Source organism: Streptomyces sp. NPDC093261 (assembly GCF_044753645.1).
Classification (GTDB): Bacteria; Actinomycetota; Actinomycetes; order Streptomycetales; family Streptomycetaceae; genus Streptomyces.
In genome coordinates this window covers 271,009-284,396 of record NZ_JBIVNO010000009.1, presented here as the reverse complement: position 1 = coordinate 284,396, position 13,388 = coordinate 271,009, and the positions used below count along the sequence as shown (strand labels likewise).

11 protein-coding genes are annotated in these 13,388 nt (G+C 71.4%); 9 read left to right on the top strand and 2 right to left on the bottom strand.

Going from position 1 to position 13,388, the window contains the following annotated elements:
- The first annotated feature begins 175 nt into the window (after nucleotides 1-175).
- The 6 genes from ACIP94_RS21215 (at nucleotide 176) to ACIP94_RS21190 (ending at nucleotide 8,388) form a co-directional block, all read left to right on the top strand.
- Nucleotides 176-3,028, top strand: a complete 2,853-nt coding sequence (locus tag ACIP94_RS21215; protein ID WP_402427552.1) for a DEAD/DEAH box helicase — start codon at nucleotides 176-178, stop codon at nucleotides 3,026-3,028.
- A gap of 613 nt (nucleotides 3,029-3,641) precedes the next feature.
- Nucleotides 3,642-5,264, top strand: a complete 1,623-nt coding sequence (locus tag ACIP94_RS21210) for an ATP-binding protein (RefSeq protein WP_402427549.1) — start codon at nucleotides 3,642-3,644, stop codon at nucleotides 5,262-5,264.
- The gene (locus tag ACIP94_RS21205; RefSeq protein WP_402427546.1) at nucleotides 5,261-5,668 is read left to right on the top strand and encodes a roadblock/LC7 domain-containing protein; all 408 of its coding nucleotides are present in this window, start codon (nucleotides 5,261-5,263) and stop codon (nucleotides 5,666-5,668) included. The genes ACIP94_RS21210 and ACIP94_RS21205 overlap by 4 nt, the downstream gene beginning before the upstream one ends.
- The gene (locus tag ACIP94_RS21200) at nucleotides 5,665-6,141 is read left to right on the top strand and encodes a DUF742 domain-containing protein (protein ID WP_402427543.1); all 477 of its coding nucleotides are present in this window, start codon (nucleotides 5,665-5,667) and stop codon (nucleotides 6,139-6,141) included. The genes ACIP94_RS21205 and ACIP94_RS21200 overlap by 4 nt, the downstream gene beginning before the upstream one ends.
- Complete coding sequence (locus ACIP94_RS21195) at nucleotides 6,122-6,742, top strand: GTP-binding protein (protein WP_402427540.1); 621 nt, start codon at nucleotides 6,122-6,124, stop codon at nucleotides 6,740-6,742. The genes ACIP94_RS21200 and ACIP94_RS21195 overlap by 20 nt, the downstream gene beginning before the upstream one ends.
- 110 nt (nucleotides 6,743-6,852) lie before the next feature.
- The gene (locus ACIP94_RS21190) at nucleotides 6,853-8,388 is read left to right on the top strand and encodes a cytochrome P450 (RefSeq protein ID WP_402427537.1); all 1,536 of its coding nucleotides are present in this window, start codon (nucleotides 6,853-6,855) and stop codon (nucleotides 8,386-8,388) included.
- 4 nt (nucleotides 8,389-8,392) lie between these two features.
- Here ACIP94_RS21190 and ACIP94_RS21185 read toward each other — a convergent pair whose 3' ends face one another.
- Nucleotides 8,393-9,334, bottom strand: coding sequence for an RluA family pseudouridine synthase (locus tag ACIP94_RS21185; RefSeq protein ID WP_402427534.1), 942 nt, complete (start codon nucleotides 9,332-9,334; stop codon nucleotides 8,393-8,395).
- Nucleotides 9,335-9,763: 429 nt separating this feature from the next.
- Between ACIP94_RS21185 and ACIP94_RS21180 the strand changes: the two genes are divergently transcribed.
- The 3 genes from ACIP94_RS21180 (at nucleotide 9,764) to ACIP94_RS21170 (ending at nucleotide 12,414) form a co-directional block, all read left to right on the top strand.
- The gene (locus ACIP94_RS21180; protein WP_402427531.1) at nucleotides 9,764-10,414 is read left to right on the top strand and encodes a PadR family transcriptional regulator; all 651 of its coding nucleotides are present in this window, start codon (nucleotides 9,764-9,766) and stop codon (nucleotides 10,412-10,414) included.
- 213 nt (nucleotides 10,415-10,627) lie between these two features.
- Nucleotides 10,628-11,641, top strand: a complete 1,014-nt coding sequence (locus ACIP94_RS21175) for an ATP-binding cassette domain-containing protein (RefSeq protein ID WP_402427528.1) — start codon at nucleotides 10,628-10,630, stop codon at nucleotides 11,639-11,641.
- Entirely contained in the window at nucleotides 11,638-12,414 is a 777-nt protein-coding gene (locus ACIP94_RS21170; RefSeq protein WP_402427525.1) for an ABC transporter permease, read from the top strand. The genes ACIP94_RS21175 and ACIP94_RS21170 overlap by 4 nt, the downstream gene beginning before the upstream one ends.
- A 61-nt stretch (nucleotides 12,415-12,475) precedes the next feature.
- Here the strand turns inward: ACIP94_RS21170 and ACIP94_RS21165 are convergent, their stop codons facing one another.
- The gene (locus ACIP94_RS21165) at nucleotides 12,476-13,318 is read right to left on the bottom strand and encodes a siderophore-interacting protein (RefSeq protein WP_402427522.1); all 843 of its coding nucleotides are present in this window, start codon (nucleotides 13,316-13,318) and stop codon (nucleotides 12,476-12,478) included.
- Nucleotides 13,319-13,388 lie beyond the last annotated feature (70 nt).

Genomic DNA, 13,388 nt, shown 5'->3' with positions numbered 1-13,388 from the left:
GGCTGTGGGCCCCACCGAGGGAATCGGTGGGGCCCACAGCCGCGGGTAACGACTGCCCGGGCCGTGCGGGCCGCCGCTTCCGCCGAGCCGCGCCGGCCCGTACCACCGCCCATCACCGCCCACCACGGGGCGGCCCAGAGTGACCGTTCCCGCACCCATCGTTGCGATCCGGATAATGATCGTCGTGTTGTCAGTGGTGCCCGGTACGCTCGAAAGCACGATGACAGAGGACCTCTCACCGGCCGAGCGGTACGCGGCAGCACGCAGGCGCGCTGCCGAGCAGGCCACCGCGCTCGCCTCCTTCCGCGAGATGTACGACTTCGGCCTCGACGCCTTCCAGATCGAGGCCTGCCAGGCGCTCGAGGCGGGCAAGGGCGTTCTGGTGGCCGCGCCCACCGGCTCAGGCAAGACGATCGTCGGCGAGTTCGCCGTCCACCTGGCCCTGAGCCAGGGCAAGAAGTGCTTCTACACGACACCCATCAAGGCCCTGTCGAACCAGAAGTACTCCGACCTGTGCCGTCGCTACGGCACGGGGAAGGTCGGCCTCCTCACCGGAGACAACAGCGTCAACGCCGACGCCCCGGTGGTCGTGATGACGACCGAGGTCCTGCGGAACATGCTCTACGCGGGCTCCCAGACCCTCCTCGGCCTCGGCTATGTGGTCATGGACGAGGTGCACTACCTCTCCGACCGCTTCCGCGGCGCCGTCTGGGAGGAAGTGATCATCCATCTGCCCGAGTCGGTGACGCTGGTGTCGCTGTCGGCGACCGTCTCCAACGCCGAGGAGTTCGGCGACTGGCTCGACACCGTCCGCGGTGACACCGAGGTGATCGTCTCCGAGCACCGGCCCGTGCCGCTGTTCCAGCATGTGCTGGCCGGCCGCCGGATGTACGACCTGTTCGAGGAGGGCGAGGGCCACAAGAAGGCCGTCAACCCCGACCTCACGCGCCTGGCCAGGATGGAGGCCACCCGCCCGTCGTACCAGGACCGCAGACGCGGCCGGTCCATGCGCGAGGCCGACCGCGAGCGGGAGCGCAGACAGCGTTCCCGGGTCTGGACGCCGAGCCGGCCCGAGGTCATCGAGCGGCTCGACGCCGAGGGCCTGCTGCCCGCGATCACGTTCATCTTCAGCCGGGCCGCCTGCGAGGCCGCCGTGGAGCAGTGCCTGTACGCGGGCCTCAGGCTCAACGACGAGGAGGCCCGGGAGCAGGTGCGGGCGCTCGTCGAGGAGCGCACCGCCTCCATCCCCACCGAGGACCTGCACGTGCTCGGCTACTACGAGTGGCTGGAGGGCCTCGAGCGCGGTATCGCCGCCCACCACGCGGGCATGCTGCCGACGTTCAAGGAGGTCGTCGAGGAGCTGTTCGTCAGGGGCCTGGTCAAGGCGGTGTTCGCCACCGAGACCCTCGCGCTCGGCATCAACATGCCCGCCCGCTCGGTGGTGCTGGAGAAGCTCGTCAAGTGGAACGGCGAGCAGCACGCCGACATCACCCCCGGCGAGTACACCCAGCTCACCGGTCGCGCCGGCCGGCGCGGCATCGACATCGAGGGCCACGCGGTCGTGCTGTGGCAGCGCGGGATGAGCCCCGAGCACCTCGCCGGCCTCGCGGGCACCCGGACGTATCCGCTGCGCTCCAGCTTCAAGCCGTCGTACAACATGGCCGTGAACCTGGTCGAGCAGTTCGGCCGGCACCGCTCCCGTGAACTGCTGGAGACATCCTTCGCGCAGTTCCAGGCCGACAAGTCGGTCGTCGGCATCTCGCGCCAGGTGCAGCGCAACGAGGAGGGACTGGCCGGTTACAAGGAGGCCATGACCTGCCACCTCGGCGACTTCGACGAGTACGCGCGGCTGCGCCGCGAACTCAAGGACCGCGAGACCGAGCTGGCCCGCCAGGGCGCGGCCCAGCGTCGCGCCGAGGCCGCCGTCGCCCTGGAGAAGCTCAAGCCCGGTGACGTCATCCATGTGCCGACGGGCAAGTACGCGGGCCTGGCCCTGGTGCTGGACCCCGGACTGCCCGCCGGCCGCGCGGGCGGCCACCGCGGCCTGGAGTACCACGACGGCCCGCGCCCGCTGGTGCTCACCGCCGAACGCCAGGTCAAGCGGCTGGCGTCGATCGACTTCCCGGTGCCTGTGGAGGCGCTGGAGCGGATGCGCATCCCGAAGTCGTTCAACCCCCGCTCCCCGCAGTCCCGTCGCGATCTCGCCTCCGCCCTGCGCACCAAGGCCGGGCACATCCCGCCGGAGCGGCAGCGCAAGAAGCGCTCCGCGGCCGCCGACGACCGTGAGATCGCCCGGCTGCGCACCGCCTTGCGCTCCCACCCCTGCCACGGCTGCAACGACCGCGAGGACCACGCCCGTTGGGCCGAGCGCTACCACCGTCTGATGCGCGACACCTCACAGCTGGAACGCCGGATCGAGGGCCGGACGAACACCATCGCCCGCACCTTCGACCGTATCGTCGCCCTGCTCACCGAGATGGACTATCTGCGCGGCGACGAGGTGACCGAGCACGGAAAGCGCCTGGCGCGGCTGTACGGCGAACTGGACCTGCTGGCCAGCGAATGCCTGCGCGAGGGCGTCTGGGAGGGGCTCGCCCCGGCCGAACTGGCCGCGTGTGTCTCGGCGTTGGTGTACGAGGCCCGGGTGGGGGACGACGCCATGGCGCCGAAGCTGCCGTCGGGCAAGGCGAAGGCCGCGCTCGGCGAGATGGTGCGCATCTGGGGCCGGCTCGACGGCCTGGAGGAGGAGTTCCGCATCAACCAGACCGAGGGCGTGGGCCAGCGCGAGCCCGACCTGGGCTTCGCCTGGGCCGCCTATATGTGGGCGAGCGGCAAGGGCCTCGACGAGGTCCTGCGCGAGGCCGAGATGCCGGCCGGTGACTTCGTGCGCTGGTGCAAGCAGGTCATCGACGTCCTCGGCCAGATCGCGGCGGCGGCCCCCGTCGAGGGCTCCACGGTGGTGAAGAACGCGCGCAAGGCGGTCGACGCCCTGCTGCGCGGTGTCGTCGCCTACTCCTCGGTGGGCTGACCCGCCACACCGGCCACCTGCCACATCCGGCTGAGCGGCACACCAGGGCAGAGCGGCACACCAGGGCAGAGCGGCACATCCGGCTGAGCGGCCCCACCGGGCTGAGCGGCACACGGGGCTGAGCCGCACACCGGTCAGCCCCGGGTCCTCGGCAGGTTCCGGACCGTCTCCATGAGGCGGTCCGGACGGCCGCCGGGCCCTCCGCCGCCGGCGCCGTACCTCGGTCTCGACCGCGCCGGTGTTCAGGCCCCTGACCTGAGGGCCCCGCACGTCAGGTGCGACGGAGGAATTTCACCCACCCGGGCTAACCGTTCCCGACACCCGTTCGCCGTCACACGCCGTGTGCGAACGGGGGCCCAGCGTGCAAAAGGAGTCGAGCGTACTCCTGCCCCCAGGGCCATTTCAGGTGCTTGCGGAATATGAAATGGCGATGATCCGGTCGGACTAAGCTCGCCCGCAGCGCACCGAGTTGAGGCGTATTCGTGCGCTTGTTCTCCAACATGTCGAAGGTCCGTGGATGCCGGATTCCGTTCCGGTGTCCACCCCCTTGTGCCCGGCGAGCACCTGCGTCGGGCAACCTCCCGATCCAGCCGATTCGTCTCAGAGGGCATACATGGTGAGTGTTCCATCGCCTCCCGGTGGCCGCGAACTTCCCTACGCACCCGTGCTGTTGCTGCCCGCCATACTGATGGCCGCGGCCACCGGGGCCGCCGTCGCCCTGGTGACGGCTCCGGCCAGGTCCGCCGTCGGCTGGTTCGGCGTCGCGGCCACGATCCTCGTGAGCGCCGTCGCGGCCCTGGCGGCACGCCGGGACCGCGCCCTGCGTTCGCTGCGTGCCGACTTCGCGCAGCGCGCCGCCTACCTCGAACAGCGCATCGCCTCACAGGACGACGACCTCGAATTCTTCCGCACCGAGATCGTGCCCCGGGCCCTCGACACGGTCCGCGGCGGCATCTCTCCGGCGGAGGTGATCCGCACGGTCGTCGACGAGAACCCCCACTTCCGCGGACTGCCGCAGCCGCAGCGCCAGTTGCTGCGCACCGTGCTCCAGATCGTCGACCGCGAGATCGCGCGGCGCGACTCCGCGTTGCGCGCCTTCGTCAACATCGCCCGCCGTGTCCAGGCCCTCGTCCACCAGCAGGCCAAGGAACTCAGGGAGATGGAGGAGGACCACGGCCGCAACCCCGAGGTCTTCGACGACCTGCTGCGCATCGACCACGGCACCGCGCTGATCGGCCGCCTCGCCGACTCCATCGCCGTCATCGGCGGTGGCCGGCCCGGCCGTCAGTGGCCCCAGCCGGTCCCGCTCTACAGCGTGCTGCGCGGCGCGATGTCCCGCATCCTGGAGTACACCCGGATCGAGCTGCACTCCATCGCCAAGGTCAACATCAAGGGCACGTCCGTCGAGCCGATCATCCACGCCGCGGCCGAACTCCTCGACAACGCCACGCGCTACTCCCCGCCGCAGACCAAGGTGCATGTCACCGCCACCGAGGTGCAGACGGGCATCGCCGTCGAGATCGAGGACGGCGGGATCAGCCTCAGCGAGGAGAACCGCGCCAAGGTCGAGCGGATGCTCGCCGAGGCCCAGGCCGGCGTGGACGTCCAGGAGATCGGCGAGGCGCCGCGCCTCGGCATCGCCGTCGTCGGGCGCCTGTCGACGATGTTCAACATGCATGTCTCGCTGCGGCAGTCGGCGTACGGCGGCGTGCGCGCCATCCTCGTCATCCCGAACGACATGCTCACCACCGAGCCGGCTCCCGGCTTCGCCCACGGCATCGGCGCCACCTCCGTGCCGACCCTGGACAACGACGGGGTCAAGGGGCCCGCCCGCGTGCAGAAGAGGCGCCGCCCCACCACCGGGCCGCGCATCCCGGAGCAGTTCTCCATGGAGGACGACGTCCCCGTGGTGACGGAGTGGACCGCGAACGGTCTGCCGCAGCGCCGAAGCCGGGTGAAGACCCCGCTCAGCCAGCGCATGGCGGAGGCCGCCGCGGCGGAGGCCGCCGCCCAGGCCGTGGAGGCCGCGACGCACGCCCCCTGGGGGCCCGAGCTCCAGCCGGAGAAGGAGGAGCCCGCTCCCGGACTGTGGGTGGAGGCGTTCATGAACGGCCTCAAGAAGGCCCCGGACCCCCATGCCTTCTCCGCCGGGCCCCCGGCCGACGATCCACACGCATTCATCAGCAACGACGAGCCGGCCCCTGTCCAGGCCGATGACGAGGGGGACCACAAGTGATCCAGCAGCGAGGCAGTTTCGACTGGTTGCTGAAGGAACTCGCCGACGGCGTACCGGGCGTCCACCAGGTCGTGGTGCTCTCCGCCGACGGTCTGCGCATCGCCCGCTACGGCGGTGACCCGGACGCGGCCGATCGCGTCGCCGCGGCCTGCGCCGGACTGCAGAGCCTGGCCGGAGCGGTCGCGGCCGAGATCCCGGACAGCGACGGCCGGATGCGCATGGTCATCATCGAGATCGACGGCGGCTACTTCTACATGATGGCGGCCGGACCCAACGCCTACCTCGCGGTCCTCGCCGACACGGTCGCGGAGGCCGGCCTGATGAGCAACCGCATGCGCGACCTCGTCCTCCGCATCGGTTCCCATCTGACGAGTCCGCCACGGCGCAACGGGCAGGCCGTATGACTCCTCCGCGACGCCGCCGGCGTCAGCCCAGACAACAGCCCCCGCCGGAGCCCGTCGCGGCAGGCGGCCCCAAGGAGGGCGCGCAGACGCAGAGCGGGCAGACGGAGAGCGGGCAGCAGGAGGGCGAGCAGAAGGAGGGCGAGCAGAAGAATCCCGAGCGGTTGTACATCCTCACCGGGGCGGCCGCCGGGGGCGAGCGCGCCCCGATCGACCTCGTCACCCTGATCGTGACGAGCGCCGACCCGCCGCCCACCGCCACACCCGAGCAGTCGGCGCTGCTGCGGCTGTGCCGGGCCCCCCTGTCCGTGGCCGAGATCTCGGCCTATCTCGGTCTGCCGTTCAGTGTGGTGACGGTCCTGCTGACCGACCTGCTGGCGGCCGAACTGGTCCAGGCACGCGCCCCGATCGTACGCCAGGCGGTGCCCGACCGATCCCTCCTCGAAGCGGTGATGCATGGACTTCAAAAGCTCTGACAGCGTCCCCGGCCCACGGGCCGAGGACCACCTGCCGCACACCACCCAGGCCGCGGTGAAGATCGTGATCGTGGGCGGCTTCGGGGTCGGCAAGACCACCATGGTCGGTTCCGTCAGCGAGATCAGGCCGCTGACGACCGAGGAGACCATGACCCAGGCAGGCATCGGAGTCGATGACAACTACGGCTCCGACAGCAAGACGGCCACCACCGTGGCCATGGACTTCGGCCGGATCGGCATCACCGAGCGGCTGGTGCTGTACCTGTTCGGCACCCCGGGCCAGGAGCGGTTCTGGTTTCTGTGGAACGGCCTGTTCGAGGGCGCGCTCGGTGCGGTCGTACTGCTCGACACCCGTCGGCTCGAGGTCAGTTTCGATGTCATCGGCCGTCTGGAGGAGCGTGGCGTGCCCTTCGTGGTCGCGGTCAACTCCTTCCCCGACGCGCCCCGTTACCCCATCGAGGAGCTGCGCGGGGCCCTCGACCTGTCCGAGGAGATCCCGATCATGGAGTGCGACGCGCGGCGCCGGGCCTCCAGCCGTGAGGTCCTGATGACGCTGATGCGCTTCCTGCACTCCCTGGCGCTGACCCACGCCCCCGCCTGACCGGGGCACACCCGCCGCCCCCATCTTTCCCCACACGTGTCCCCCCACGCCTCCGATCTCCCGTCCCGACCCCCAGACCCCGCATCCCCCGACGCTTCGGAGCGACCATCGTGACGCCTGAATCCCACTCCCTGACCGACCGGGGCCCCGCCGCCGACGGGCCCGTGCCGCCGCCCGGCTGCCCGGTCCACCCTCTCGGCCCCGGCGGAGTGCGCCGGCTGTACGGCCCCGAGGCGGAGAACCTGGAGGCCCTGTACGAGAAACTCCGTGCCGAGCACGGCGCCGTGGCCCCGGTGCTGATCCACGACGACGTGCCGATGTGGGTGGTGCTCGGCCACACCGAGAACCTGCACATGGTGCGCTCTCCCTCGCAGTTCACCCGGGACAGCCGTACCTGGGAGCAACTGAGGTCCGGCCGGGTCAGGCCCGACCACCCGCTCACCCCCCACTTCGCCTGGCAGCCGATCTGCTCCTACGCCGAGGGCGACGAGCACCTGCGGCTGCGCGGCGCGGTCACCGGCGCGATGTCGACCATCGACTACCGGGGACTGCGCCGGTACATCAACCGGGCGACGCAGAGTCTCGTCAACCGCTTCTGCGAGGAGGGCCGCGCCGATCTGGTCGGCCAGTTCGCCGACCACCTGCCGATGGCGGTGATGTGCGAGGTCCTCGGCATGGCCGACGAGTACAACGACCGGATCGTGCAGGCCGCCCGCGACATGCTCAAGGGCACCGAGACGGCGATCGCCAGCAACCAGTACATCGTGGACGCCCTGACCCGGCTCACCGCCCGCCGTCGCACCCAGCCCGAGGACGACTTCACCACCCACCTCGTCAACCACCCTGCACGGCTGACCGACGACGAGGTCCGGGAGCATCTGCGGCTGATCCTGATCGCCGCCTACGAGGCCACCGCCAACCTCATCGCCAACGTGCTGCGGGTGATCCTCACCGACCCGCGCTTCCGGGCCCAGCTCAACGGCGGGCAGATGACGGTGCCCGAGGCGGTCGAGCAGTCCCTGTGGGACGAGCCGCCCTTCAGCGGCATCCTCGGCTACTTCGCCAAGCAGGACACCGAGCTGGGCGGCCAGCGCATCCGCAAGGGGGACGGGCTGCTCTTCGGCATCGCGCCGGGCAATCTCGACCCGCGCGTACGGCCCGACCTGTCCGCCAGTATGCAGGGCAACCGCTCCCATCTCGCCTTCGGCGGCGGCCCGCACGAGTGCCCGGGCCAGGACATCGGGCGCGCCATCGCCGACACCGGCATCGACGCGCTGCTGATGCGGCTGCCGGACATCCGGCTCGACTGTGCGGAGGAGGAGCTGCGCTGGACGGCGTCCATCGCGTCACGGCATCTGGTGGAGCTGCCGGTGCGCTTCGAGCCGAGGCCGCCGCAGGACGTGACACAACGGCCGGCCCTGCGCCCGCTGCCCGCCCAGCGCCCCGGCTGGCTGATCTCGACCGACGGGCCGAAGACCACGGAGCCGGCGGCCGGCTGGCCGCTCCCGCCGGAATCGGCCGAGCGGCCGACTCCGGCGGAGCCGGCCGCACCCCCGCAGCCGGCCGCACCCCCGCAGCCGGCCGCGGAGCCGCGACGCCGTCCCGGTCCGTGGCGGCGGGTGCTGCGCTGGTGGCGGGGGGACTGAGCGGCTATCGGGCCCAGGCCTCGTACGCCGACCAGGCCTCGAGCACCCGCCCGCTGACGAAGCGGTGGTCGTGCCCCGTGACCGGATCGGTGAACTGAAGGACCCGCGCCAGCAGTTGGAGCGGGCGCCGGAAGTCACCGGCCGGCCGGGGGCCGGTCACCACCGGGTAGAGCGGATCACCGAGGATCGGCAGCCCCGACGCGGCCATGTGCACCCGGAGCTGATGGGTCTGCCCGGTGGCGGGGAGCAGCCGGTAGCGTCCGCGGCCGCCCCGGTGTTCCAGCAGCTCGATCCGGCTGACCGCGTTGGGCTCGCCGGGCACCTCGCGGGCCGCGAGTACCCCGCGCTCCTTCACTATCCGGCTGCGCACGGTGCGTGGCAGGGCCATCGCGGGGTCGTACGGGGCGACGGCCTCGTACTCCTTGGTGACCCGTCGGTCGCGGAACAGCGACTGGTAGGCGCCGCGGTCCTCGGGGCGCACGGTGAACAGCACCAGGCCCGCGGTGAGCAGGTCCAGCCGGTGCGCGGCGGTCAGCGTGGGCAGGCCGAGGTCGCGCCGGAGCCGGGCGAGAGCGGTCTCGGCGACATGGCTGCCGCGCGGGGTGGTGGCGAGGAAGTGCGGCTTGTCGGCGACGACGATGCGTTCGTCGCGGTAGACCACCTCGACCCGGAACGGCACGCGCACCTCGTCGGGCAGGGCGCGGTGGAACCACACGTACATGCCGGGCACATAGGCCGTGTCGCGCCCGACGGCCCGCCCGTCCGCCCCGACGATCAGCCCTTCCTCGAGCATGGTGTCGATGACCCCGTCACCGGCGGCGAGCCGCGCGACGAGATGGTCCCGCACGGTGGCCCACTCCTGCCCGAACGGCAGGCGCACCCGCACCGGATCGACCCCGTCGCGCTGGGGGAGGGGAGGGGCCGGGATCCGGGTCTTGCGTCGCATCACGGCCAAGCGTACGAGGTGCCGTGGCGGCCCCGGGCATGAGGCGGAGCGGGACCCAAGGTGCCGTGGCGGCCCCGGGCACGAGGCGGAGCGGGACCGGCGCGGGGCAGCGGGGGGAGGCGATGCCGGGAGGGCCGGAATCCACTGGGCCCCGGCCCGCCCCGCTGACATCGACCTAGAGGCCCAGGAGGCCGCCTTCGGGAAGGCTTCCCCGGCGAGGAGCCGGGCGGCGGTCCGCTTTCTGCATGCCGGGGATGCCCCGATCGCACCGGCTGCTTCACCCGCGTCGCGTCGCCATGTCACGGGCGGGGCCGGGTCTTCGCGCCCCTTGCGCACGCTCCCTGGTTCGCGATATGTCGTGTGTATTGCGTCGCGTCGGTGGGTCGCGATATGTTCGGCCACGGATATTCGGAAGCGAGGTGACATCCCATGGCGACGAAGCGCCGAAAACTCGGCAACCCGCTCGCGCTCGCGGTCATGGTGCTGCTCACCGAGCGGCCGATGCACCCGTACGAGATCGCCCAGACCCTGCGCCGCCGGGGCAAGGACACCAGCCTGAAGATCAACTACGGCTCGCTGTACACGGTTGTCCAGAACCTCGAGAAGCACGGTTTCGTGGAGGTCGCCGAGGTGCAGCGCCAGGGCAACCGCCCCGAGCGCACGCTCTACGGCATCACGGACGCCGGCCGGGAAGAGGCCGCCGAGTGGCTGTCCGACCTGCTGGCCGTCCCGGTGGCGGAGTTCCCCATCTTCGGGGCGGCGCTCTCGCTGATGGGCGCGCTCCATCCCGAGGAGGTGGCCCGGCTGCTCGCGGAGCGGCTGGGCAGCCTGGAGGTGCGGGCCGCGAGCCTGCGGGGCGTGCTGGACAAGCTCCACGAGACACTGCCCCGGCTCTTCCTGATCGAGAGCGAGTACGAGCTCCACATGGTCGAGGCGGAGGCCGCGTGGGTGCGCGGCATCCTCGCGGAGCTTCGGGTCGGCACGTTTCCCGGCGTACGGGAGTGGCGGACCTTTCGCGAGACGGGGGAGATTCCCGAGGAGTACCGGAAGGCGGAGGGCGGCGACGTGAACGGACCGTAGCCGCCGTAGCGGCGAAGACCCCGGCCGGGCTGTTGCAGCAGCCCCGCCGGGGTCTCGAACCCCGCGACTGAATCCGCCGTGAGGCACATCCAGGCGATCGAGGTGCGGCACACCCAGGATAGCCCGGCGCTCCTCACGCGGATCAGTCGTCCTTCCGCGCACAGCGGATCCCGATACCTCCGCTCATGCAGCTCAGTGAGGAGAGCAGTCGCCATGAACACCCGTGCGCCCGCAGTGCAGGCGCGTCAGCTCGTCAAGACCTATCCCGGTGATGTCACCGCGTTGAACGGCCTGGACGTCACCGTCGAGCCCGGCACCGTCTTCGGGCTCCTCGGCCCGAACGGCGCCGGCAAATCCACCGCCGTCAAGATCCTGACCACCCTGGCCCGCCCCGACTCGGGCTCGGCCGCCGTCGCCGGGCACGATGTGCTGCGCCACCCGGACCGGGTACGCCGGGTCATCGGGGTGGTCGCGCAGAACTCGGGGGCCGACCCCGTGGCAACGGGCCGCGAGAACCTCGAACTCCAGGGCCGCCTCTACGGGGTGAGGGGCCGTCGGCTCACCACGCGCGTGGACGAACTCCTCGAGCGCTTCACCCTCACCGGGGCCGCCCGGCGCCAGGTCAAGGGGTACTCGGGCGGTATGCGACGTCGCCTCGACGTCGCGCTCGGCCTCGTCCACCGCCCCGAGGTGCTCTTCCTCGACGAACCCACCACCGGTCTCGACCCGGAGGCGCGCACCGCGATGTGGGACGAGATCGCCCGTCTGGCCGGCGACGAGGGCCTGACCATCCTGCTCACCACGCACTACCTGGAGGAGGCCGACCGGCTCGCCGACCGCATCGCGATCGTCGACCGGGGCCGGGTCGTGGTCGAGGGCACGCCCGACGCCCTCAAGGGTGAACTGCGCGGTGACGCCGTCCATGTCGAGCTGCGCGAGACGCTCGGTGATGACGGGCGGGCCCTGCTGCGGGGCGCCCTCGGAGCGGTCCCGGGCGTGCACGAGGTCCTGCTCGACGGGCGCCGTGTCAGCGTCCGCGCCGACGACGGGGCGGCCGCCGTGCCCGGGCTGCTCGGCGCGCTGGAGCGCGCCGGGACCGGTGTGGCCTCCGTGACCGTCGCCCGTCCCTCGCTCGACGACGTCTACCTCCGTTACGCGGGGCGCCGTTACTCCGATGCGGAAGCCCCCGCCGCCGAGGTCCTCGCCCTCGCGGGAGGTGCCCGATGAGCGCCGCGCTCGTCGAGACCTGGTACATGACCAGGCGTCAGCTGGTGGTCTTCGCCCGGCAGCCCGCGTATGCGGTCATCACCCTGATCCAGCCGGTGATCTGGCTGTTCCTCTTCGGCAGCCTGTTCAAGAAGGTCGTCGAACTCGGCGGCTTCGGCACCACCTCGTACCTGGACTACCTCGTCCCGGGCGTGGTGGTGATGAGCGCCCTCAGCTCCAACATGTGGGCGGGCATGGGCACCCTGGAGGAGATCCAGCGGGGCACGCTCAACCGCTTTCTGACCACGCCGGTCAGCCGGGCCGCGCTGATGAACGGGAACGTCGTCAACAACGGCCTGGTCACGGCCCTTCAGTCGGTCGTCATCGTGCTGCTCGGCCTGCTGGGCGGCGCCGACTATCCGGGCGGCATCGGCGGTGTCGCCGTGCTCGTCGTCGCCTCGGTGCTGCTCGGCACCATCTTCGGGGCGCTGTCCAACGCGCTCGGCATGCTGGTGCGGGAGCGGGAGTCGATCATCGGGATCAACACCTTCCTGCTGCTCCCGCTGACCTTCCTGTCCTCCGCCTTCATGGCACCGTCGCAGATGCCCTCGTGGATCCGGCGCATCGCCGACTTCAACCCGCTCGACTGGGCGATGGTCGCGGGCCGTTCGGCGATGTCCGCGCATCCCGACTGGGGCGATGTGCTCGGCCGGGGCGGGGGGCTGCTGGGGCTCGCGATCGCCGCGGTGTGGCTGTCGATCCGGACGTTCCGGTCCTACCAGCGGTCGGTCTGATCAGCGTACGCGCGGGGGTGGCACCGCGCCGGTGCCGCCCCTGCCCGTTCTCCCGCCGTGCTCACGCGGCGGACGCGCCCTCCTGCTCCGCCTCGATGCGGGCGTTCCACTCCCGCTTGGACGCCTGCCAGCCGTCCTCGTTGTGGCCGAGGCGCCAGTAGCCGGAGATCGAGAGGTCCTCGCGCGGGATCCGGTACTCGATGCGCAGCAGCCGGCGCAGCTCCTTCACGAAGCCGGCCTCGCCGTGGACGAACGCGTGCACCCGGCCCTCGGGGAACCGCAGCGCCCGTACGGCCTCGATCAGGGCCGCGCCGACCGGGCGGTCGCCGCGGTGCAGCCAGACGACCTCCACTTGGGAGTCGATCTTCTGCTCCTCCTCGGGGCCCGCGACCTCCACGAAGGCGTAGGCCTCGGCGCCGTCGGGCAGCGCCTCCAGAGCGGCCGCGATCGCCGGCAGCGCGCTCTCGTCCCCGGCGAGGAGATGCCAGTCGGCGCTCGCGTCCGGGGCGTAGGCGCCGCCGGGACCCATGAACCGCACGGTCTCGCCCGGCTGCGCGCGCAGCGCCCAGGGGCCGGCCAGGCCCTCGTCGCCGTGGATGACGAAGTCGAGGGTCAGCTCCCGGTGTTCGGGGTCCCAGCCGCGCACCGTGTACGTCCGTGTCACCGGCCACTGCTCGCGCGGGAACTCCTCGCGGATGCGCTGCACGTCGAAGGGTTCGGGATAGGTGACGCCCTCGGCCGGGAAGAGCAGCTTCACATAGTGGTCCGTGCAACTGCCCGCGGCGAACTCGGCGAGCCCCTCGCCGCCCAGCACCACCCGCTGCATATGCGGGGTCAGCCGCTCCGTGCGGATGACCTGCGCCGCGTGGACCTTTCGTGCCCTGCCTGCCGGGCGCTCTGCCATGACGGCCTCCCAATCCCTTGCTTAGGGTTACCTAAGTTAGCACCTCCTTCCAGTGAACACCTCCCTCATG

Bases quoted from the DNA above. Each gene is read 5' to 3' on its own strand.
- ACIP94_RS21175 (WP_402427528.1), top strand. From the start codon at position 10,628: ATGAACACCCGTGCGCCCGCAGTGCAGGCGCGTCAGCTCGTCAAGACC.
- ACIP94_RS21210 (WP_402427549.1), top strand. From the start codon at position 3,642: ATGGTGAGTGTTCCATCGCCTCCCGGTGGCCGCGAACTTCCCTACGCA.
- ACIP94_RS21170 (WP_402427525.1), top strand. From the start codon at position 11,638: ATGAGCGCCGCGCTCGTCGAGACCTGGTACATGACCAGGCGTCAGCTG.
- ACIP94_RS21215 (WP_402427552.1), top strand. From the start codon at position 176: ATGATCGTCGTGTTGTCAGTGGTGCCCGGTACGCTCGAAAGCACGATG.
- ACIP94_RS21185 (WP_402427534.1), bottom strand. From the start codon at position 9,334: ATGCGACGCAAGACCCGGATCCCGGCCCCTCCCCTCCCCCAGCGCGAC.
- ACIP94_RS21195 (WP_402427540.1), top strand. From the start codon at position 6,122: ATGGACTTCAAAAGCTCTGACAGCGTCCCCGGCCCACGGGCCGAGGAC.
- ACIP94_RS21165 (WP_402427522.1), bottom strand. From the start codon at position 13,318: ATGGCAGAGCGCCCGGCAGGCAGGGCACGAAAGGTCCACGCGGCGCAG.
- ACIP94_RS21180 (WP_402427531.1), top strand. From the start codon at position 9,764: ATGGCGACGAAGCGCCGAAAACTCGGCAACCCGCTCGCGCTCGCGGTC.
- ACIP94_RS21200 (WP_402427543.1), top strand. From the start codon at position 5,665: ATGACTCCTCCGCGACGCCGCCGGCGTCAGCCCAGACAACAGCCCCCG.